The sequence below is a fragment of the Pseudarthrobacter sp. GQ63 genome, assembly GCF_059758765.1.
Genome location: NZ_JCAXEF010000017.1, coordinates 28,260 through 49,900, shown reverse-complemented (window position 1 = coordinate 49,900; position 21,641 = coordinate 28,260). Strand labels below are relative to the sequence as shown.

19 protein-coding genes are annotated in these 21,641 nt (G+C 66.9%); 9 read left to right on the top strand and 10 right to left on the bottom strand.

What is annotated here, in order from left to right; translation table 11 throughout:
• Window positions 1–187: 187 nt before the first annotated feature.
• The 4 genes from AC6CHP_RS19045 to AC6CHP_RS19030 all read left to right on the top strand — a co-directional run bounded on the left by AC6CHP_RS19045 (window position 188) and on the right by AC6CHP_RS19030 (window position 4,410).
• The gene (locus tag AC6CHP_RS19045; protein ID WP_188729247.1) at window positions 188–994 is read left to right on the top strand and encodes a DeoR/GlpR family DNA-binding transcription regulator; all 807 of its coding nucleotides are present in this window, start codon (window positions 188–190) and stop codon (window positions 992–994) included.
• Window positions 991–1,998, top strand: a complete 1,008-nt coding sequence (locus tag AC6CHP_RS19040; protein ID WP_188729086.1) for a 1-phosphofructokinase family hexose kinase — start codon at window positions 991–993, stop codon at window positions 1,996–1,998. Before AC6CHP_RS19045 ends, AC6CHP_RS19040 begins: the two co-directional genes overlap by 4 nt.
• Window positions 1,999–2,000: 2 nt before the next feature.
• Complete coding sequence (locus AC6CHP_RS19035) at window positions 2,001–4,070, top strand: PTS fructose transporter subunit IIABC (RefSeq protein ID WP_498231622.1); 2,070 nt, start codon at window positions 2,001–2,003, stop codon at window positions 4,068–4,070.
• A 61-nt stretch (window positions 4,071–4,131) separates the two neighbouring features.
• Window positions 4,132–4,410, top strand: a complete 279-nt coding sequence (locus tag AC6CHP_RS19030) for an HPr family phosphocarrier protein (protein ID WP_104185572.1) — start codon at window positions 4,132–4,134, stop codon at window positions 4,408–4,410.
• 154 nt (window positions 4,411–4,564) lie between these two features.
• Here AC6CHP_RS19030 and AC6CHP_RS19025 read toward each other — a convergent pair whose 3' ends face one another.
• Window positions 4,565–5,437 (bottom strand): class I SAM-dependent methyltransferase, encoded by an 873-nt coding sequence (locus AC6CHP_RS19025; protein ID WP_498231620.1) that lies wholly within the window; start codon window positions 5,435–5,437, stop codon window positions 4,565–4,567.
• A 233-nt stretch (window positions 5,438–5,670) separates the two neighbouring features.
• Complete coding sequence (gene ku / locus AC6CHP_RS19020) at window positions 5,671–6,807, bottom strand: non-homologous end joining protein Ku (protein ID WP_498231618.1); 1,137 nt, start codon at window positions 6,805–6,807, stop codon at window positions 5,671–5,673.
• Between the two features lie 40 nt (window positions 6,808–6,847).
• Between ku and AC6CHP_RS19015 the strand changes: the two genes are divergently transcribed.
• Window positions 6,848–9,301 (top strand): ATP-dependent DNA ligase, encoded by a 2,454-nt coding sequence (locus tag AC6CHP_RS19015; protein WP_498231616.1) that lies wholly within the window; start codon window positions 6,848–6,850, stop codon window positions 9,299–9,301.
• Between the two features lie 119 nt (window positions 9,302–9,420).
• Here AC6CHP_RS19015 and AC6CHP_RS19010 read toward each other — a convergent pair whose 3' ends face one another.
• Complete coding sequence (locus AC6CHP_RS19010) at window positions 9,421–9,681, bottom strand: hypothetical protein (RefSeq protein ID WP_498231614.1); 261 nt, start codon at window positions 9,679–9,681, stop codon at window positions 9,421–9,423.
• Window positions 9,682–10,204: 523 nt separating this feature from the next.
• Here AC6CHP_RS19010 and AC6CHP_RS19005 point away from each other — a divergent pair.
• Window positions 10,205–11,821 (top strand): MFS transporter, encoded by a 1,617-nt coding sequence (locus tag AC6CHP_RS19005; RefSeq protein ID WP_498231612.1) that lies wholly within the window; start codon window positions 10,205–10,207, stop codon window positions 11,819–11,821.
• Window positions 11,822–12,054: 233 nt separating this feature from the next.
• Window positions 12,055–13,164, top strand: a complete 1,110-nt coding sequence (locus AC6CHP_RS19000) for an FUSC family protein (RefSeq protein WP_498231610.1) — start codon at window positions 12,055–12,057, stop codon at window positions 13,162–13,164.
• On the opposite strand, the gene AC6CHP_RS18995 is transcribed toward AC6CHP_RS19000, so the two are convergent.
• The 5 genes from AC6CHP_RS18995 to AC6CHP_RS18975 are packed head-to-tail and all read right to left on the bottom strand — an operon-like array spanning window position 13,114 to window position 19,338.
• On the bottom strand, window positions 13,114–13,917 hold the full coding sequence (locus AC6CHP_RS18995; RefSeq protein WP_188729077.1) for an SDR family NAD(P)-dependent oxidoreductase: 804 nt from the start codon (window positions 13,915–13,917) through the stop codon (window positions 13,114–13,116). The genes AC6CHP_RS19000 and AC6CHP_RS18995 overlap by 51 nt on opposite strands.
• Before the next feature lie 9 nt (window positions 13,918–13,926).
• Window positions 13,927–15,792, bottom strand: a complete 1,866-nt coding sequence (locus tag AC6CHP_RS18990; RefSeq protein WP_498231608.1) for an IucA/IucC family protein — start codon at window positions 15,790–15,792, stop codon at window positions 13,927–13,929.
• The gene (locus AC6CHP_RS18985) at window positions 15,789–16,382 is read right to left on the bottom strand and encodes a GNAT family N-acetyltransferase (protein WP_498231606.1); all 594 of its coding nucleotides are present in this window, start codon (window positions 16,380–16,382) and stop codon (window positions 15,789–15,791) included. The genes AC6CHP_RS18990 and AC6CHP_RS18985 overlap by 4 nt, the downstream gene beginning before the upstream one ends.
• Entirely contained in the window at window positions 16,379–17,839 is a 1,461-nt protein-coding gene (locus AC6CHP_RS18980; protein WP_498231604.1) for a lysine N(6)-hydroxylase/L-ornithine N(5)-oxygenase family protein, read from the bottom strand. The genes AC6CHP_RS18985 and AC6CHP_RS18980 overlap by 4 nt, the downstream gene beginning before the upstream one ends.
• Entirely contained in the window at window positions 17,836–19,338 is a 1,503-nt protein-coding gene (locus tag AC6CHP_RS18975) for a pyridoxal phosphate-dependent decarboxylase family protein (protein ID WP_498231637.1), read from the bottom strand. The genes AC6CHP_RS18980 and AC6CHP_RS18975 overlap by 4 nt, the downstream gene beginning before the upstream one ends.
• Before the next feature lie 380 nt (window positions 19,339–19,718).
• On the opposite strand from AC6CHP_RS18975, the gene AC6CHP_RS18970 reads away from it, so the two are divergent.
• Together AC6CHP_RS18970 and AC6CHP_RS18965 are read left to right on the top strand one after the other, a co-directional pair.
• Window positions 19,719–20,063, top strand: coding sequence for a hypothetical protein (locus AC6CHP_RS18970; RefSeq protein ID WP_498231602.1), 345 nt, complete (start codon window positions 19,719–19,721; stop codon window positions 20,061–20,063).
• Between the two features lie 192 nt (window positions 20,064–20,255).
• On the top strand, window positions 20,256–20,567 hold the full coding sequence (locus AC6CHP_RS18965) for a hypothetical protein (protein WP_498231600.1): 312 nt from the start codon (window positions 20,256–20,258) through the stop codon (window positions 20,565–20,567).
• Between the two features lie 88 nt (window positions 20,568–20,655).
• Here the strand turns inward: AC6CHP_RS18965 and AC6CHP_RS18960 are convergent, their stop codons facing one another.
• On the bottom strand, window positions 20,656–20,985 hold the full coding sequence (locus AC6CHP_RS18960; RefSeq protein WP_498231598.1) for a GNAT family N-acetyltransferase: 330 nt from the start codon (window positions 20,983–20,985) through the stop codon (window positions 20,656–20,658).
• A 156-nt stretch (window positions 20,986–21,141) separates the two neighbouring features.
• Window positions 21,142–21,546, bottom strand: a complete 405-nt coding sequence (locus AC6CHP_RS18955; protein WP_498231596.1) for a DUF1304 domain-containing protein — start codon at window positions 21,544–21,546, stop codon at window positions 21,142–21,144.
• Window positions 21,547–21,641: the final 95 nt, after the last annotated feature.

The window sequence follows — 21,641 nt, the reverse complement described above, 5'->3', positions numbered from 1 at the left end:
GGGCAGTACCAGTGGGGAGCGGCGGGCGAATTTTGTTTCGTGTGGGTTTCCATTGACAAACCAACATAAGCGAAGATAAAGTCAAGTAACTCAACATCATGTGATGCCAGTCACGCAGGCCTGGACACGCAGCATGTGGGCACTGCAGGATCCACCGCACCAACTGAACTTACGCAACGGAGGGTACGTGTTCGCCGAGGAGCGCCAGCAAAAGATTGCCGAGCTTGTTGCCGGCAGCGGCCGGGTCAGCGTGACCCTCCTGGCCGAGCGCTTCCGCATCACCACCGAAACCGTCCGCCGCGACCTTGCCACCCTCGAAAGCGCAGGCACCGTCCGCCGGGTCCACGGCGGGGCCGTTGCGGCAGACCGCTTCAGCACCACCGAGGAAAGCGTCAACGAGCGCGCCATCCAGCGGCCCGACCAAAAGATCCGTATCGCCGAGGCCGCCCTGGCCCTCATCCCGCGGAACTCTGCGGGAAGCGTCCTGATCGACGGCGGAACCACCACCGAAGTCCTGGCCGACATGCTCGCCCGCCGCGCCGCCGTCGAACCTTCCGACGCAACGGAACCGCGGGCGGAACTGGTCGCCATCACCCACGCCGTTCCCATCGCCGGCAAACTGTCCAGCGTTCCCGGGATCGCCCTTGACGTCCTGGGCGGCCGGGTACGCGGCATCACCCAGGTTGCCGTAGGGCAGGGAACCGTGGAGGCCGCCAGCAGGCTCCGTCCCGACATTGCCTTCATCGGCACCAACGGCATCCACGCAAGCTTTGGCCTGAGCACTCCCGATCCTGAAGAAGCCGCCGTCAAGGCAGCCTTCGTCCGTTCGGCCCGCCGCATTGTGGTGCTGGCCGATTCCTCCAAGCTGGACACGGAAACCCTGGTCCAGTTCGCCTCCCTGAAAGATCTGGATACCTTGATTACAGACAGCGAACCAGGCCCGGAACTCGCAGCCGCCCTGGAAGAAGCCGGCGTTGACGTGGTGATCGCATGATTGTCACCTTCACCGCCAACCCAAGCCTGGACCGCACGGTCGCGCTTCCCGGCCCCCTGGAACGGGGCGAAGTGCAGCGTGCCGTCTCCGTCCGCCAGGAATCGGGAGGCAAGGGCGTCAATGTCTCCCGGGCACTGGTTGCCTCCGGCCTGGAATCCGTAGCGGTACTTCCCGGCGCGGACAGTGATCCTGTGCTCGCCGGACTCCGCGAAACCGGCGTGCCGTTCGTATCGCTCCCCATCGATGAGCCGCTGCGCACCAACGTCGCCCTCACCGAGCCCGGCGGCGTGACCACCAAGATCAACGAACCCGGGCCCGCCCTGGATGCGGACCAGCAGGAAGCCCTCATCAAGCTGCTGCTGGAGAGCTCGCGCGGTGCGAGCTGGGTGGTCCTGGCCGGTTCACTCCCGCCGGGGTTCCCTGCAGACTTCTACGCCACGGTGGCCCGCCGGATCCGCGCAGCCGGAAACGGCAGCGCCCCGCACATCGCCGTGGACTCCTCCGGCGCCCCGCTCGCGGCGGCAATGTCCGGAGACGGTGCCGGCGGAGACGGTGCCGCCACTGGTTCCGGGAAACCGGACCTCCTCAAACCCAACGCCGAAGAACTGGCGGAACTGGCTGCTGCAGCCGGCTTCGCCTCGGCCACCGCTGACGAACTGGAAGCGGATCCGGTGGCTGCCGCGGCAGCCGCTGCCGCCGTCGTGCGTTCCGGTGTGGGTGCTGTGCTGGCAACTCTCGGATCCAAGGGAGCTGTCCTGGTAACGGCCGACGGCGCGTGGCTGGCCACGCATCCGCCGGTCGCCGCGGTCAGCACGGTAGGCGCGGGCGATTCCGCGCTTGCCGGCTACCTGCTCGCCCACGGCCAGGGCGCCGCCCCGGCCGACTGCCTTCGCCAGGCTGTGGCCCACGGTGCCGCAGCCGCCTCCCTGCCCGGTTCCACGGTTCCGGCAGTACACCAAACCACCCCGGATGCCGTAACCATCACGGCCCTTCGAAAGGATTGACAGTGACTCAGCTCATCACCACGGAACTGGTCGAGCTCGACCAGAACCTGGGCAACACGCCCGAGGCGGTGATCCGGCATCTGGCAAGCAAGGTCGCTGCCGCCGGACGCGCAACAGAAGTTGAAGGCCTCTTCGCCGACGCCTTCGCCCGCGAACAGAAAACCGCCACCGGCATCCCCGGCGGCATCGCCATCCCGCACTGCCGCTCGGCCGCCGTCACGGAACCCACCCTGGCCATGGCCCGCCTGAACCCCAAGGTGGACTTCGGCGCGAAGGACGGCCCGGCGGACCTGATTTTTTTCATCGCGGCCCCGGACGGAGCAGACCAGGCCCACCTGAAGCTGCTCTCCAAGCTCGCCCGGTCCCTGATCAAGAAGGACTTCACCGCAGCCCTGCGCAACGCCTCCTCCCGCGAGGAGATCGTGGAACTGGTGGACGGCGCACTGGCTGACAAGCCCGCCGCCCACGCAGCCGCAGTTCCTTCAGACGCTGCAGCCACCGCTGCTGCCGGTGGCGCCACCGGCGCCGCCGGGGCTTCCGCGGTGGCAGGCGCCGGCGCGCCGGCAGCCTCCTCCGGGCCCAGGCGCCTGGTGGCTGTCACTGCCTGCCCCACCGGCATCGCCCACACCTACATGGCTGCGGACTCCCTCGTTGCCGCGGCCCAGGAGGCCGGCGTCGACCTGCAGGTGGAAACCCAGGGTTCCTCCGGCGCCAAGCCGCTGGACCCCGCCGTAATCGCCGCTGCCGACGCCGTCATCTTCGCCGTCGACGTGGACGTGCGCGGCAAGGAGCGCTTCGCCGGCAAACCGGTGATCAACGCCCCCGTGAAGCGCGGCATCGACGAGCCCGCCAAGATGGTCCAGGAAGCACTGGCCGCTGCGGACAACCCGAATGCGCGCCGGGTCCCGCACTTCGGTGCCGAGGAACAGGCAGAGCACGACGCAGAGGAGAAGGGCGAGCACATCGGCCAGAAGCTGAAGCGGGCCCTGCTCACCGGCGTCAGCTACATGATCCCGTTCGTCGCCGGCGGCGGCCTGCTGATTGCGCTCGGCTTCCTGCTGGGTGGCTACGACATTACCGACGTAGCGGACACCGTGGTGGTGGAGAACAACTTCGGCAACCTGCCCGAAGGCGGCCTCGCCATCTACCTCGGTGCCGTGCTGTTCAAGATCGGCGCCCTGTCCATGGGCTTCCTGGTCCCTGCGCTGGCCGGCTACATCGCCTACGCCATCGCCGACCGTCCGGGCATCGCCCCCGGCTTCGTGGCCGGTGCAGTCTCCGGCTTCATGGGTGCAGGCTTCCTGGGCGGCATCGTGGGCGGCCTGCTGGCCGGCTACATGGCACACCTGATCGGAACCTGGTCCGTCCCCCGTTGGCTGCGCGGCCTGATGCCGGTTGTCATCATCCCGCTGCTCGCATCAATTTTCGCCTCCGGCCTGATGTTCCTGGTCCTCGGCGGACCCATCGCCGGCCTCACGGCAGCATTGAACGACTGGCTGTCCGGCATGACCGGCGCCTCCGCCGTCGTCCTGGGCATCATCCTGGGCCTCATGATGTGCTTCGACCTCGGCGGCCCTGTCAACAAGGTGGCCTACGCCTTCGCCGTGGCCGGCCTGAGCGCCGGCGCGGCCGACAACCAGGCACCGTGGCAGATCATGGCAACCGTCATGGCAGCGGGCATGGTTCCGCCGCTGGCAATGGCCCTGGCCACGGTCCTGGACAAGAAGCTCTTCAGCCTGGCTGAGCGCGAAAACGGCAAGGCTGCCTGGCTGCTGGGCGCATCCTTCATCTCCGAAGGTGCCATCCCGTTCGCTGCCGCCGATCCGCTCCGCGTTATTCCTGCCAGCATGCTGGGCGGCGCCCTCACCGGCGCGCTGACCATGGCCTTCGGCGTCACATCGCAGGCACCCCACGGCGGCATCTTCGTGTTCTTCGCCATCGGCAACGTGCTGATGTTCGTCCTCTCGATCATTGCCGGTACCATCGTCACTGCCCTGGCCGTGGTGGCACTGAAGCGCTGGGCAGCCCCCAAGACCGCTGATACCGTGGAATCCGTTCCCGCAACGGTCTGACCCTAACCACCAGCTATCCGGCGCTGGACCTACAGCAAGCCGCAAGACAAAAGGAGCAACAATGCCAGAACGCACCGCAACCGTCGCCAGCCGAGTAGGCCTGCACGCCCGCCCCGCCGCCATCTTTGCCGAGGCCGCAGGAGAATACGACCTGGACATCACCATCGCCCGTGAAGGCGAGCCGGCGGACGAGGCCATGGATGCTGCCAGCATCCTGTCCCTCATGAGCCTGGGCGCCTCGCACGGCGACGTGGTAGTCCTCCGCGCAGAGGGCGACGGCGCGGACGATGCGCTGAACCACCTGGTCCAGATCCTGGAAACGGATCACGACGCCGAGTAGCGCGCCAGCCTCAGCGGCCGCCGTCGGGCCTTCCCTTCCCGGGAAACGCCCGACGGCGGCCGCTGGCCTTTAAGCCCCTCCTTGCCCATGTAGGTAGCAGCAAGTGTCGGTATGGACGTACATAACGACACTTACTGCTACCTGGTTGGGGGATCTACTTGGCCTTCTTCGCCGTGAACAGCAGGTACTCCCATTCCATCTGGAAGGGAGAGTCGCCGTGGGCATCACCGAAGGAATCAGCCAGCTCCGTCAGTGCCTGGTCCAGGGCTTTGACTTTGTCCGCGTCCTCCCCGATGTATTTGTAGACGGAGATGGTGGGGCCGTAGTGGGACTTGAAGTAGCGGACAAAGTCGCCGGGCTGGTGGAAGCTCCGCACGGCCAGGGTCTGCTTGCGTGCTGCAGTGTCCGTGATCCTGTCCCCCAGCAGCTCCCGGACGTGGTCCTCGGTTCCCCACAGCGGGGCCGGTTGGGCGCCGGGCGGAGGCGGCGGGGCGAAGGGCTTCATAGTGGCGAACATCTTGCCGATGAATCCTTCCGGGGTCCAGTGGAGCAGTCCAATGGTGCCGCCCGGTTTGCACACCCTCAGGAGTTCGTCAGCGGCCTGCTGGTGGTGGGGAGCAAACATGACGCCGAGGCAGGACATAACGACGTCGAATTCGGCGTCAGCGAAGGGCAGGGCTTCCGCGTCGGCCTCCTTCCAGTCCAGGCTGACTCCGCGGTTGGCTGCCTCACGGCGGCCGGCCTCGAAAAGCTCAGGAGTGAGGTCGCTGGCCACCACCTTTGCCCCCATCATTGCCGCGGGAATGGCCGCGTTGCCTGATCCGGCGGCGACGTCCAGCACGTTGTGGCGGGACGTGATGCCGCAGGCTTCCACCAGGATGGCGCCCAGTTCCAGGAGCATCTCGTCTGCGAGCGCCGGGTAGTCGCCGGAGGCCCACATGGCCCGGTGCTTCTGTTTGAGTTCCCGGTCCGCCTTCGCTGCGTCCGTCTGGCCGTTCGCCTTGGCTGTGCCCGTCTGGTCGTTCATGTCCGCGCCCCTCTCAGGTGGCAGGTCAGAGTGAGTGACAGCACGCTGTGAGGCCACAGCGGAGGCTGTGATGCGACTCATTGTGGACGCACCGGACGCCGCTGTAAAGGACCCGGACCAAACAGGTCCCCGCTACTTAAACAGGTGCCTGCTACCGGAAAGCCAGCAGGCCCAGTAGTAGTTTCTTAGGCATGGCATCGGACGACGAAGCAGGCTCCGCAGTCCGCGGACCATCACGCCGGCTTGCGCGCCCGCGTGCCGGTAGCCTTGCCGGCGGCGGTTTTCGCGGCAGGTTTTTCGGCGGCGGACTTGGCTGCCGTGGACTTGGACGCCGCGGACTTGCCTGCCGTGCCCTTGGCCTCCGAGGCCTTGGCGGCGCCAGCCTTGTCCCCGGCCGATTTCGCGGCACTGGTTTTGCGGGCAGCAGGTTTGTCCGCGGACTTGGCTGCGCCGGACTTTGCTGGGGCGGACGCGGCGGACGTGGACCGCTTGCGCGCCGGCTTTGCTTCTTCCTCACCCTCACCGGCGGCGCCGCCGGAATCCCGGCCGGCCTCTTCACCAGCGCTGCCTGCCGCGGAACCCGAACCCCTTTTCCGGTCGAGGCTCCGCTTGAGTGCCTCCATCAGGTCGATGACTTCGCCCTTGCTGCCCTCGCCGGCTTCCACCCCAAAGGTTTCCTCCGTGTCCAGCGACTCGCCCTGTTCCAGCTTCGCCTCGATGAGCTGGCGGAGCTGCACCTGGTAGTCGTCGGTGAAGGACGCGGGGTCGAAATCCGCAGCCATGGACTCCACCAGCGCTGCGGACATGTCCCGTTCCTGCGCGCTGATCCGTACATCCGCCTCCAAGGACGGGAAGTTCGCCTCGCGCACCTCGTCCGGCCAAAGGAGGGACTGGAGCACCAGGACATCGTCCTTGATCCGCAAAGCGCCCAACCGGGTCTTCTCCCGCAGCGCGAACTGGACGATTGCCACCCTGTCCGTGTCCTCCAGCGCCCTGCGAAGCAGCACGTAGGCCTTGGGCGACTTGGAGTCCGGCTCCAGGTAGTAGCTCTTCTCGAACATCATGGGCTCGAGCTGCTCGGACGGAACGAACTGCACCACGTCGATCTCATGGCTGTTCTCGGCCGGAATGGCCTTGAGTTCGTCCTTGGACAGGACCACCGTCCGGCCGTCCTCCTCAAAGGCCTTCTCGATGTCCGAGTAATCGATGACCTGGCTGCAGACCTCGCACCGGCGCTGGTAGCGGATCCGGCCGCCGTCGGCATTGTGGACCTGGTGCAGACTGATGTCATGATCCTCAGTGGCGCTGTAGACCTTCACGGGCACGTTGACCAGGCCGAACGCGATGGCACCCTTCCAAATGGCTCTCATTCATCAAGTGAACATCACGCAACGCCGCAGGTGAAGCCCCATGCCTGCCGCTAAGGACCGTGTCCGGGTTGCCGGGCGGGAACTGACCCTCACCAACCTGGACAAGGTCATCTATCCGGAGACCGGCACCACCAAGGCGGACGTCCTGGCCTACTACGCCGCCGTGGCCCACGTCCTGGTCCCCGCGGCGTACAACAGGCCGGCCACCAGGAAGCGGTGGGTGAACGGCGTAGGAACCGCGGACAAGCCCGGCGAGGTGTTCTTCCAGAAGAACCTGGAGGCCTCGGCCCCGGGGTGGCTCCCCCGGGCCGCCATCACCCACAAGGACCGCACCATCCACTACCCGATGGTCAACGACCCCGCCACGCTCACCTGGTTCGGCCAGATCAACTCGCTGGAAATCCATGTGCCCCAGTGGCAGGTGGACTCCCACGGCAGCCAGCTGAACCCCGACAGGCTGGTCCTGGACCTGGATCCCGGGGAAGGCGCCGGCCTGGAGGCCTGCGTGGAAGTGGCCCTCCTGGCCCGCACCATCCTCCAGGACGTGGGCATGGACCCGGTCCCCGTCACCAGCGGCAGCAAGGGCATCCACCTGTACGCCGCCCTGGACCGGTCCCAAACATCGGAGCAGATCTCCGCCTTCGCCCGCGAGCTCGCCCGGGCCCTTGAAGCCGACCACCCGGACCTGGCCGTCAGCGACATGAAGAAGACCCTGCGCAAGGGCAAGGTGCTGGTGGACTGGAGCCAGAACAACGCGGCCAAAACCACCATCGTGCCCTATTCCCTCCGCGGCCGCCCCACGCCCATGGTGGCTGCGCCCCGGACCTGGGAGGAGATCGGCTCCCCCGGACTCAAGCACCTGGACTACAAGGAAGTCATGAAGCGGGTGCAGGACGGCACCGACCCGTTCGCCGTCGTCGTCGATGCCGGCGGCGACCCCCGGCTGGGCAAGTACCGCTCCATGCGCGATCCCGCCAAGACCCCGGAGCCCTTCACAGGTGCTCCCGGCAGTGGGGACACCTTCGTGATCCAGGAACACCACGCCAGCCGCCTGCACTATGACTTCAGGCTGGAGCATGAGGGCGTGCTGGTGTCCTGGGCGCTGCCCAAAGGTGTCCCGGAATCAAGCGGGAAGAACCACCTGGCGGTCCAGACCGAGGACCATCCCCTTGACTACGCCGGCTTCGAAGGGACCATCCCCAAGGGCGAGTACGGTGCCGGCGAGGTCACCATCTGGGACCACGGGACCTATGAGCTGCACAAGTGGATCAACGGCCGGGAAGTCATCGTCACCCTGACCGGCTCGGAGGGAGGCGGTCTGGGCGGAACCAGGAAGTTCGCGCTCATCCACACCGGCCGCGGCCAGGGAAAGGATTCCGAGGGACAGTGGCTCATCCACCTGATGGACCCGGAGCGCCACGGCGGCAGGCGGAAACAGGCAGTTCCGGGGCACGCAGTTCCGGGCCCCTCCGTTCCAGGACAGGAAAAGGACGACGGCGGGACGCCGCCCGAGGCGGCGGGCTCCTCCGCACCCGGTCCCGAGGAGTACCGGCCCATGATGGCCACCTCCGGCGACGTTGCTGCCCTGCAGGGCAGCAACTGGCAGTTCGAACTCAAGTGGGACGGGGTTCGCGCCATCCTAGTGGCCGACGAAAAAGCAATCAGGATCTTCAGCCGCAACGGAAACGACGTCACCCGGACCTACCCTGAACTGGCCGACAGGCAGTGCTGGCCGGACCAGCCGTTCGTGGCGGATGGCGAGATCATCGCCGTCGGGCCGTCCGGCAGGCCCGACTTCGGCCTTCTCCAGGGGCGGATGAAGCTGACCAGGCCCGCCGACGTCGCGAGGGCGCGGACTGCCATCCCCGTTCAACTGATGCTGTTCGACCTGCTGAACGACGGCGGCACGGACCTCCGGCGGCTGCCGCTCGCCACGCGCCGGCAACGGCTTGAGGGATTCTTCACTCCGTCCGGCTGCCCCGTGGGCCTCTCCCCGGTACTGGAGGAACAGGTGGAGCACATCCTGGAGAGCGCGCGGGAACTGGGCCTGGAAGGGGTGATGGCCAAGCGGACGGACAGCCGCTACGTGAGCGGGCAGCGGACCCGCACCTGGACCAAACTGAAAGTGGAGCAGACGCAGGAGGTGGTGGTGGGCGGCTGGCGCCCCGGCAAAGGCGGCCGGCAGGACACCGTGGGCTCCCTGCTGGTGGGCATCCCGGACGGCAGGACGCTGCAGTACGCGGGACGGGTGGGCAGCGGGTTCAGCTCCCGGGAACTGGCGGAACTCCGGCAGACTGTTGAACGCCTGGCCAGGAAAACCTCCCCGTTCCAGGACGTCCCGCGCGAGGATGCCGCGGATGCGCACTGGATCTCCCCCGAACTGGTTGGCGAGGTGACGTACAGCGAGTGGACGGGCACGGGACGGCTCCGGCACCCCGTGTGGCGGGGCTGGCGGCTGGACAAGGAGCCGTCGGAGGTAGTGCGCGAAGAATGAGCCGAAGGCGGCCGAGCTGGCCGCAGACCTTCGTGAAACGTCCGGAACAGCACAAAGGGCCGGGAACCCTGGTTTCCAGTGTTCCCGGCCCTCTTGTGCATGCTCGGAGGATGGGTTTCCTAGGACGAGTGGGGCATTTGCGGCCGGCTGGTGCGGTGGATGGCCGTCACTGCGGCCCCCTGCCCCATGCGGCCGTGGCTTGCATCCCGCTCCTTCGGGTGCCTCCGCTTTCCGTTGCCGTCCGGCCAGGTGCGCTGCCCGGGTCCCGCCATCGGGGCAAGCGGTGCTTCCGCGCCCGGCATGTCAGGGGTGTTCATTGCCTCGGCGAGGTGGCTCGCCACCTCCGGTTTAATGTGCTTTTCCACGTTGTCGTCAGCCATTTGTTCTTCCTTTCCGCGGTGAAATGAAGTGCTACCAAGAGTGGCCGCTTAGGGCCTTGTACGACTGAAGGAGAGGCGGGCCGGGCGCGGGCCGCAGGCGTCCGCCTAAATGAAAGAGAGTGTTCCCATGGCACAACCTTAGGGAGGCGCGGCGCGCCTGTGAACCCCCTTTTTGCCATGGCGGGAAAGGGCGGGCGACGACGTCCCGCCGGTTGCGCGGAACAGCCGGAAACGCCGTGGCCGCCGTCACAATGGGCCCCGAAAGCGGCGCGTAAACCGGCACTGTGGCGCATACCACTTAAATACTTGAGAAGCGGGTGCGCCCGTGGCGGGCTTTCCCAGTACTGGCAAGGGAATCGGCGGGGCCGGGAAACTCCGCTGCATCTTTCCGGAAGACCCCGAAAAGGGCCGATCCTACGGCATCACCAGGCCGTCCGCCACGGCATTCGCGTAAAATTGAAGGCCTGCCCAGAGCGGGGCAGCCACAAGTCGCAAGCAAATGACCTCCACAGGAGTTGCCCAAATGCCCACAGACCGAAGCGTGAACCACTCTTCCGCAGGCCTTAATCCCGCCTCCGGAACCAACCCAGCTGCACCCCCCGGAGCGACGTCTCCGGCGGCTTCCAGGAATACCCGGAAACCGAAAATACTCGCACGGCGCCGGCTCAAGGAGTCGGACGTCAACGTGGTTGACCAGCCCATGCTGAAGAAAGCCCTCGGCGGAACCATCGTGGGCAACACCATGGAGTGGTACGACGTCGGCGTGTTCGGCTACCTCATCACCACGATGGGTCCTGTCTTCCTGCCGGAGTCCGATCCCACCACCCAGACCCTGTTCCTGCTGGGTACCTTCGCCGCCACATTCATCGCCCGTCCCCTGGGCGGCGTGATCTTCGGCTGGCTGGGTGACAAGATGGGCCGGCAGAAGGTCCTTGCCGCCACGCTGATGCTGATGGCAGCGAGCACGTTCGCCATCGGCCTCCTGCCCGGATATGCGCAGATCGGGCTGTGGGCCGCAGGGCTCCTGGTGCTGCTGAAGATCATCCAGGGCTTTTCCACCGGCGGTGAGTATGCCGGCGCCACGACCTTCGTCAGCGAGTACTCCCCCGACAAGCGCCGCGGCTTCTTTGCCAGCTTCCTGGACCTGGGCAGCTACATGGGCTTCGCCATCGGCGCCGCCCTGGTCTCGGTCCTGCAGCTGACGCTCGGCCAGGCAGCCATGGAGGAATGGGGCTGGCGGATTCCCTTCCTGATCGCCGGCCCGCTGGGGCTGATCGCCGTTTACTTCCGGAGCAAGATCGAGGAATCCCCGCAGTTCCAGGCCACCCTGGATGCCCAGGAGGACCTTGCCAAGAATGCTGCCGCCTCTGACCAGGCAACGGCCAAGGGCCCGGTGGGAATCGTCAAGGCCTACTGGCGCTCCATCATTGTTGCCATGGTCCTGGTGGCCGCCGCCAACACGGCCGGCTACGCCCTCACGTCCTACATGCCCACCTACCTCACCGAGTCCAAGGGCTACGATCCGGTGCACGGCACCCTGCTGACTATCCCCGTGCTGGTGGTTATGAGCCTCTGCATTCCGCTGACCGGAAAGTTGTCGGACCGAATCGGCCGCAGGCCCGTCCTGTGGATTGGGGCAGTCAGCACGGTGGTCCTGGCCATTCCGGCCTTCCAGCTGATCGGCATCGGTGAGATCTGGTCCACCCTGGCCGGCCTGGCGCTGATTGCGTTCCCCGTGACCTTCTACGTTGCCAACCTGGCCTCGGCCCTCCCGGCGCAGTTCCCCACCTCCAGCCGGTATGGGGCCATGGGCATCGCCTACAACTTCTCGGTGGCGATCTTTGGCGGCACCACGCCGTTCATCGTCGCGGCCCTCATCGGCGCCACGGGCAACGACATGATGCCCGCGTACTACCTGATGGCAACCTCGCTGGTGGGTGCTGTTGCCATCTACTTCCTGAAAGAGTCAGCCCGGCGTCCGCTGCCCGGATCCATGCCCAGCGTGGATACCCAGGCTGAGGCCCGCGAACTTGTTGCCACGCAGGACGAGAACCCGCTGATCAACCTGGACGAACTCCCGTTCGACGAACAGGACATCACCGATTCACGGGACACCGGGAAGGTTGCCGCCGGCGTCTAGCCTGTGCTGCCGCGGCACCGCCTGCGGCACAACCCTTTCCGGGGCACGTCATGCAGCCCCGCTCAGAAGGCCCGTCCCGCGTGTTTCCTTGGGGGAAGCACGCGGGGCGGGCCTTTGGCGTGCCAGTCACAATGACGTCCCATGTCCCTGGCCCCTGCCGGAAATGACCGCCCGCACCAGGCGGTGATAACTTCCAGATGGCCGGTCAGGAAAGCAGCAGGAGGTTGGGTGCCATGGAACGCGTCCTCCTTCAAGTGCGCGCGCTCCACCGGCTGGAGCCGGCCAACAACGACCATCTCGCCGCCGCCCGCGTGGCCCTCAGCGTGGCCGTTCCCTCGCTCCTGCTCCTGGCAGCGGGCCGCACCGACCTGATCGTTTACGCCGTGTTTGGTGCCCTGACCGGCATGTACGGCCGGTCCGAACCGCACCAGCTGCGGCTCAGGCACCAGTCCCAGGCCGCCGTCGTCCTGCTCACCGGCGTGGCTGTGGGTGTGTTCCTGTCCGTAAACCATCTCCACTCGTGGTGGCTGGTGGGCGTGGAGGCCGCCCTGGCCGGCGTCGGATCGGTCTTTGCTGACCGCGTGCGGCTCAAGCCCAACGGACCGTTTTTCGGGATCCTTGCACTGGGCGCCTGCGCCTCGGTACCCACGGTGGTGCCCTGGCAGATGGCCATCCTGATCGCCGCAGGCTCCGCCGCGTTCTCCATACTGGTGGGGTTCGGCGGCTGGTTCCGCCGGAGGTCCTGGCAGCGCGGCGCCGTCCGGGCTGCTCCCGGCGTGACCCCCGCCGGGCACCGGGAGGTGCTGGTGCACGCCGCCCGCTACATCCTGGCTGTAGGTGCCGCCGGCACGGCAGGCGTCCTGACGGGCAGCGGGCATCCGCACTGGGCCATGGCGGCAGCCGCCGTGCCGCTCGCGGGAGCCGACCTCCCCAGCAGCGTCCGGCGCGGCGTCCACCGCATTGTGGGAACGTTCCTGGGGCTGGCGGTGACCGCCGTCGTGATTCTTCCCGTTCCGTGGTCCCTGGCGGGCCTGTTTCCGGGCGGGCAGGCCGTGGTGCTGGCCCTCCTGGTGGTCCTCTTCCAGTTCACCACCGAGCTCTTCATGACCCGCCACTACGGCCTGGCCATGGTCTCCTTTACGCCCGTGATCCTGCTGATGACACAGCTTGCCCACCCCATTGATCCCGCGGTCCTGATCCTGGAGCGCGGGGCGGAGACCCTGGCAGGGGCCCTGGTGGGGATCGCCGTGGTGGAGGCCGTCCGGCCGGCTGCCACCCGCACGCCGGCTGCCCTACTGGGGCGTGCGCGCGCCTTTCGGTTTCCGCGCAGGCCCCGCCACTAGCCTTGCCGGAGCGATCCGTGCCACGGCCGCCACCACCTTGTAGCGCCTGGACGGGATGGAAACTGCCTTGCCCCGCGCGTTGTCCGCCAGGCCCTCACGCACCACCCGCCCGGCGTGCAACCAGGCCCACGACGGCGCCACGGACTTGTCCATCCCCATCCGGTCGTGGAACTCCGTGTGGGTGAAGCCGGGGCAGACGGCAGTGACCTTGATGCCCTGCCTGCCGTACGAGAGGTTCGCCCACCTGCTGAAACTCACCAGCCAGGCCTTGGCAGCAGAGTACGTTCCCCGCGGGAGGAAAGCCGCAATGCTGGCCACGTTGATGATCCGGCCGGAGCGGCGCTCCAGCATCCCCTTCAAGGCTGCGTGGGTCAGCTCCATGGCCGTTTCCCCGTGCAGCTTCAGGTGCTTTTTCTCCTCCGAGATGGGGTTGTCCTCGAAGTTGTGCAGCAGCCCGATCCCGGCGTTGTTCACCAGGATCTCCACCGGCCGCTGCGGATCGGACAGGCGTCCGACGACGGCTGCCACGCCGTCGTCGGACGCCAGGTCCGCTGGGAGTACTTCAGCCGTGACCCCGTAATGCCGCTCCAGCTCCGCCGCGGATTCCTCGAGGCGGGCGCGGTTCCGTGCCACCAGCACCACGTTGTGGCCCTGCGAGGCGAGCTGCCGGGCGAACTCGGCTCCCAGCCCGGCACTGGCTCCGGTGATGAGGGCGGTGGTCCTGGCGGCTGCATCGGAAGTCTTTGGGGTCATGGGGCAAGCCTAGCCAGATCCCTCCTCCGTGGCCTGCGCTGCGCGGAACCTCGCAAGGGGATTGGCCAGCCGGCCGGCCATCTGGAGTCCCCCGGAGGGGTCGGTGAGGTCCAGCATCTGCTGGTTGTTGCGCAGTTGGAGCCGGTTGAGGCAGGACAGCTCGAAGTCCGCCGCGAAAAGGTCATGGCGGGCGAACTGGGCTGCGAGCTCGGGATGCTGGGCCTGGTAGTCCTTGATGGCCTCCGCGGCCGTCCGCCAGAATTCCTCCTGAGCCAGGGTGCCGTCCTCGTCCAGGAGGGCGGCCAGGAAGCGGAAGATGCAGTCGAAGACATCCGTGAAGATGGCCAGGACCCTCTCGCCGTCCGGGATTTCTGCCTTGATCCGGGAGACGTCCCCGGGGAGGTCCACCCTGTCCCCCATCACCACGATCTCCTCGGCGATGTCCTTCATGATGGCCCTGACAGGGACGCCGTCCTCAAGCACCAGGATCACATTCTCGCCGTGCGGCATGAAGGCCAGTTCGTACCGGTAGAGGCAGTGGACCAGCGGGACGAGGTAGGCCTCGAAGTAGCGGCGCAGCCACTCCTCCGGTCTGAGGCCGGAGCGCTCCACCAGGGCTGCCACCATGGGCGTGCCGGCGGAATCGGTGTGCAGGAGCGAGGCCATGGTGGCCAGTTGCTGTCCGTCCGCCAGCAGCGGCAGCGGGCTTTCGCGCCAGAGGGCGGAGAGCATCTTGCGGTAGGGGGACCCGGGCGCGGACCCGGCCTCGTAGTACCCGTTGTGGTAGCCGATCGCTGCCACCTCGGCGATCATGGTGAAGCCGCGCCGCTGCAGCGCGCCGTCCGCCTCGATCAGGGCCCGCAGCCAGCCGTTGATGGCTGGCGTGGCCTTCATGTACTGCGGTGACAGGCCCCGCATGAAACCCATGTTGAGCACGGACATGGCGGTCTTGACGTAGGTCCGCTCCGGCGCAGCGACATTGAAGAATGTGCGGATGGACTGCTGTGCCTGGTAGCTGTCAGCCCCGGTTCCCACATGCACGATGCGCTGCAGGGCAATCTCCGCGGCGAAGGTGACAGCCAGTTTGTTCTCCCACTGCCAGGGGTGGACCGGCATCAGGAAGTACAGGTCCGGGTCCAGGCCCAGCGCGTGGAGCCGGGCGTGGAAGGTGCCCAGGAGGGGGCCCAGTTCGGCGTCCAGGTGGGACCGGTAGTCCAGCCCTTCGGCGGAGGTGAAGACGGCGCTGCTCCGGTGCACGGCGATCCATTCCAGCAGGACCGGGGCGCCGGTTTCCGGGGCGAAGGCGTGGTAGTCGCTGATGCCGAAGCCCAGGCGCCCGTTGTTGGCAACGAAGCACGGGTGGCCTTCCGTCATGCTGCGCTCGATGGCCTGGAAGTCAGCCGCCGGGTTCCGTCCGCCGGTGACGCCGGCCGCCAGCTCGGCCGACGACAGCTGGCCGGCCCATTGCTTGTACGCATGGCTTGCCAGCGTGCTGCTGATCTCCTCCAGGTAGACGGGCAGCATCTGGATGTTGATGCCAAGGGTTTCATGGAACGCCGTGACGAACTCCAGCACGTCCAGCGGCGCCTCGGTGCCGTCCCGGAAATGCCTGATGGAATCAGCGTCGATGGACCAGTGCTCCAGTTCCAGGAGCCGGGCGTCGAAGTGGTACTGGTGCGTGCCGTCGCCGCTGGCCAGACGGTAGCTGCCGCTTCCGTTCACCGGTTCGGGGGCCAGGATCCGTTCGTGCGAAAACTCGGCGAGCGCCTTGCGCAACAGGTGCCGGTTCGCCCTGGCCCAGGCCTCTGCCGTGAGGTGCGGGGCGGGGGCGGCGGGCTGGCCGGCGGTGGTGGATTGTTCGAGCTGGATGGTCACAGTGATGCTCCCTGGGGGATCAGCGGGCGGGACGGGAAAGCGGAAAGGGTGGTGCGGGCGGGCAGGGCGGTACGGGCGGCGAGGTAGTCGGACCGGCAGCAGAAGCTCAACAGCGCTTCCTTGTCCGGGAGGGTCACCAAGCCTGCAGGCTGGAAGCCCAGCCGCTCATTGAGGGCATGGATTTTTGTGTTCCGCGCATCCGGTTCCACCACGATGCGCTCCACCCCGGGCACGCTGAACAGGCGGGCCAGGACAGCATCCATTACCGCTGCGGTGTAGCCGGGTTCAGGACCTTCCGACGGCGGCGCCACCAGCAGGTGCATGCCCACATCACCGGGCAGGACGGGATAAACGGCTGCCAGCGGCGAGAAGGCCGGCTGGTATTCCTCCATCAGGAAGGCGGGCGTGCCGCGGTCGAGCCCCAGCAGGGCGTGGTGGTGGCCGCTGGACTGGATCTTTGCGTACTCCCGGGCCACGTCTTCCACGGTGGCGGAAAGCATGCCCCAAAACGTGGCGTAGGGCCGGGTCACCCAGCTGTGCAGGAGTGCGGCGTCGGCTGCGGCATCGAGGCAGCGGAACGAGAACCTCATGCCGGCACCCCCGCCCCGATGCCAGCGGCTGCGGTGGCGGAAACTGCGGTGCCAGCGGCTGCCGTGCCGGAAACTGCGGTGTTCCCGGGCCGGCTGGGGGGCTGTCCCACGCCGGGGGCGGCCGGGTCCGCGGGTGCCCCGAACTGCTGGAAGGCGATGCTCTCCTCCACCGGGTACACCTCCCGGCCGGTGAGTTCCCGGAGGATGCAGGAGTTGCGGTACGCGCCCATGCCCAGGTCCGGGGTGGCGAAGCCGTGGGTGTGCAGTTCGGCGTTCTGGACGAAGATTTCCCCGGGCTGCACGCCGGTGCTGTAGTTCCGGTCCACTGCGAACCTGCCGGCGCTGTCCCGGGCGATGCGGTCCCGCACGCCTGCCAGGAATCCCGGCTCCCGGTAGCCGTATCCCGTGGCGAGCACCACGGCGTCGGTGTCCAGGGTGTAGGAGCTGCCCTGTTCGTCGTGCCTCAGGTGCAGCGTGTGGTTTCCTGCCGCGGGGTTCCACTGGGCGGCGGTCAGGGACGAATGGGTCAGCAGCCGCGTATCCACCATGCCGGAGATGCTCCTGGTGTAGAGAAGGTCGTAGATGGCGTCGATCAGCTCCAAGTTGATGCCCTTGTAGAGGTTCTTCTGGGTCTTGTTCAGGTGGTCGCGCTGGTGCTCCGGCAGGCCGTGGAAGTAGTCAACATATTCCGGGGACGTCATTTCCAGGGTCAGCTTGGTGTACTCCAGGGGAAAGAACCGGCCGGAGCGGGTGACCCAGTCCAACCGGTAGCCGTGGGCGTCCGCCTCCTGCAAAAGGTCATAGTAGATCTCCGCCGCGCTCTGGCCGCTGCCCAGGATGGTGATGCTGCGTTTCCCCTGCAGTTCCGACTTGCGGGCCAGATAGTCGGCGTTGTGGAAAGCCACTCCCCCGCTGCCGGCGGCAGCCTCCGCGATGATGCCTGCGGCGGCCTCCGGTACGTAGGGGGTGGTGCCGGTGCCCAGCACCAGCCGCCGCGCGTACAGCACCTCCGGCCCGTCCGGACCGGACACGGACAGCCGGTACACGCCGTCGTCGTACGCCACATCCAGCACAGCCGTGCCGAAGCGGACGGCGGGCAGCTGCCCGGCCACCCACTGGCAGTACTGGTTGTACTCGGCCCGGAGCGGGTAGAAGTTTTCGCGGATGTAGAAGCGGTACAGCCGCCCGGTCTGCTTGAGGAAGTTCAGGAAGGAGTAGGGCGAGGTGGGGTCCGCGAGGGTAACCAGATCCGCCATGAAGGGCACCTGGAGGTGGGCCGGTTCCAGCATCATTCCGGGGTGCCAGTCAAAGGAGTCCCGCTGTTCCAGGAAGATGCCGTCCAGGCCTTCCACCGGCGCGGCCAGTGCCGCGAGGCCCAGGTTGAAGGGCCCGACGCCGATCGCCGCGAAGTCATGGATCCTGCCGTTGGCTGCCTTCCGGTTGTCGGTGGTGCTCATGCGGATACCTCGCTCTGCAGCAGTCCGGCGCCGGTGGTGCGGAGGAGCCCGATGATTCCGGCGATGTCCTCCAGCGTGGCTTCTGCGTTGAGCAGGGTGAATTTCAGGTAGTGGCGGCCACCTACCTTTGTTCCCGCCACAACCGCCTCTCCGGAGGCGAAGACGGCGGCGCGGATTGCCGGGTTGAGGGCATCGGCAGCGTCCTCGGACAGCCGCGCCCCGCCGTCCAGGCGTGGCCGGTAGCGGAACACGAGGGTGCTGAGCTGCGGCGGTGCGGCCAGGTCAAAGTCATCGTCGGCGGCGAGCAGCGAGCCCACGCGGGCGGCCAGGTCGATGGCTTCGTCAAACAGGGCGCCAAGGGCGTCCGCTCCCATGATCCGCAGTGTGAGCCACAGTTTGAGGGCGTCGAACCGGCGGGTGGTCTGGATGCTTTTGTCCACCTGGTTGGGGATCTTGGCCAGGGCTGCACTTTCCGGGTTCAGGTAATCCGCGTAGTAGGTGATGTGGCGCAGCATGGCACGGTCCCGAACCAGCAGCGCGCTGGAACTGACCGGCTGGAAGAAGGTTTTGTGGAAGTCCACGGTGACCGAGTCTGCCAGCCGCGTTCCGTCCAGGAGGCGGCGGTAACGGCCGGACACCATCAGTCCGCCCCCGTAGGCGGCGTCGATGTGGAACCACGCACCGTAGGCCCTGGCGAGGGCGGCGGTTTCCGTGAGCGGGTCCACCGCACCGAAGTCCGTGGTTCCGGCGGTGGCCACCACTGCCATGGGAACCAGGCCGGCGCCGCGTGCGTCCGCCATGGCCTCGGCGAGGGCTGCAGGATCCATCCGGTGATCGGGCGTGCACCGGACAGTGATGACGGCGTCGAATCCCACGCCCAGCATGGCGGCCGACTTTTGGATGCTGAAGTGGCTGTCCTCCGAGGTGAAGATCCGCAGTGTGTCCAGCAGCGCCGGCAGGCGGAGGCCAGCGCGTGCCGGGTCCTGCCGGAGGCCGGCCACTGCGTGGTTGCGGGCGATCAGCAGTGCCTGGAGGTTGGACTGGCTGCCGCCGGAGGTGAAGATGCCGTCCGCACCGCCACCGAGGTGCAGCCGTTCGGCCGCCCAGTCGATGAGCCGGCGCTCGATCATGGTGGCGCCGGCACTTTGGTCCCACGTGTCCAGGGAGGAGTTCACCGCCGACAGGACAGCCTCCCCCACCAGGGCCGGAATCACCACGGGGCAGTTCAGGTGTGCCGCGTACTTGGGATCGTGGAAGTAGACAGCATCGCGCAGGTACACGTCCTCGAGTTCCTGCAGCGCGGCTGCCGTGTCCGGCAGCGGGGCGTCAAGGTCCACGGCGCCCACCCGGGCCTTCATCCCGGCGGGGTCGACGCCGGTGAACGGGCGGGCGGTCCGCTCCAGTTTGGTGGCCACGGCCGTGACGCCCTGCAGCACCTGGGCGACATACCGGGGCGCGTTGCGGGCATTGAGGAGGTGGTTTGAGGCGGCCAGGGCCATTTCAACGCTGGAGCCAAAATCCTGGCCCTGCGCCGGTGGGGCCGTCCCTGCCGCGGGGTTGGCTGGCTCATCCAAATCTGTCTCGTCAAAGCGGGGCATCAGCGGCACTAGTCGTCCTTCTGTCGGGAATCACGGAAATCACAAAGGATAGCCTTACTTAGGTAACCCTTTTAATCAAACTTCTGTGATGTATTTCCGGAAAACAGTGCCATTGCGCTGTATTTTGCACTCGGGAGCCGTCATTGACTGGCGGCGAAGGCTAAATCTGCTGCAAAATGGCCTACCTTCGGCCCCGGCGTATGACAAGACGGGCATGACCCACCGGACCTAGGCTTGGCACAGGGCGGCCGGACCGGGCTGCGCGGTGATCAGGGGGAAGCATGGAGCAGGGACCAGCAGGCGCAATCGGATTCCGGGAAGTGGACCGCGACGGTAACCCCGCCCGGAGTGAAGCCACCGATGCAAGTGAGGAAGACTATGGCAGGGGCCGCAGCCTGGCCATCAATCCCTTCATTACCGCCCTGTGGATCCTCACGATCGCCCTCATCGGCGGCGGCGCCTGGGTGTTCCTCAACGCGAGCGCCATGGTGGGCCCCTCCGCGGGAGGAATGCCAACATCTTTCCTTGTGTTCACCTTTGCCCCCTACGCGATTTTCGCCGGCCTTGCGGCGCTGATCTGCCTGCTGTTCTGGCATGCGTTGCAGTGGCAGCGCCGGCGTCGCTAAGGGGCGCATTCACAACCGGCCGCCCCCAGTCCGGGCGCAGCGAGCGGCAGCAGGATGCATTGGACCACACGCGGATTTGCCCGGGCATTAGTAAGCATGCTTAGGTATTGGGGTAAATGAACCTCCGCAAGCAGTTCGCGGCGGGGCTGCCAACGCCGGCGGTTCCGTGAAGAAGCCCAAGGATGACCCATCATGACCACCGTTGCAGACCACCAGCTTACGGCGCCCGAGGCGACCGGCGTACGGGCAGATATTCCGCTGGACGCCACCGCGCCCGCGGACATGGGGCTGCTGCTCACGCTTAACTCCCGCATGCATTGCCGCGCTCCGATGCAGCGGGTGGATCCGGAAGAAATGCCTGTCCGCCTGCCCGTCCACGTGGACGGAACCACAGTGGGCCCGCTGGGTACCGGCCCGGTGCCCGAGCACGTGGAGACCTACCGGTGCGCTTGTGGTTTCACCATCGACTCACCCGTCCTCAGCGGGCACGCCCTGGCCAGCTGACTGCTGCCGCAGCAAGCCGCGGCAGGATCTTTTGCCGGCACGTCCGGTGTGGGCAACTGCTCAGGAGGCTGCCCGTGCAGTTCGCGGGTCAGCTGTCCGGCCAGTCAACGAACTGTTCGTACCCCTCATGCTTCCGTAAGTAGGCTGCGATGAAGGGGCAATGGGGAATGATCCGTTTGCCGGTGGCCACAACGTCGTCGAGCGCGAAGTGGGCCAGCACCTTCCCCAGGCCCTGGCCTTCGAAGCCCTCCATGGTTTCCGTGTGGCTGAAGTCGATGTGTCCGGGCTTGTCCTTGAAGAAAGTCTGGACAGCCAGTTTCCCGTCCACCCGCAGCTCATACCGGTGGTCTGCATCGTTGCGTGCCAGTGAAACGTCAGGGCTGAACTGGTCTTCGGTGGACGTCATGTTCTCGGTCATGGTTTGACAGTGGCACTACTTCACTCAGCTGGCAATGCCTCTTCCCCGGCTGTCATTTACTGGCCGTGGAGCCGTCCGGGCGGAACGGGCGCCGCACCCCGGGCAGGAAACGCCATGGGCGCAGGCCAGGGAGTGGTCCGGGAGGGCCCGCCGCGGCTAGGCAGCGAGTGCGGCGGCCCCCAGCACGACGGCGAGCAGCGGCGTGGCCCCCTGGGTTGCGGCAGCGCGGAGGTACTTCCTGCCCGTCAGCGCCAGGACAAGCGCGGCCAGCAGCATGGAACCGCAGCAGCTGAAGACCAGGGTCCAGCCTGCGGTTGCAAGGACCGGATCCTCCGGTGCCAGTGCCACGAACCCTGCTCCCACAAAAGCTCCCACCGCCAGGAACAAATTATAGAAACCCTGGTTATAGGCAAACGGCCTGGTGGTCTCCGCGTCGGCCTGGGTGGCCACACCGAAGCGCTTCCAGGTGGCCGGCCTGGTCCAGGTGACGGACTCCATGGTGAAGATGTAGACGTGGAGCGCACCTGCCAGGAGGGCAAAAAAGAGGGAGGCCAGGATCATGGGTTTGATCCTAGCCTCCCCCTCCCGGAGTTTTGTCCACGTATGCAGGCCTCAGGCGGTTCAACTCAACCCTGCACGGCTGGACAATAAACTCG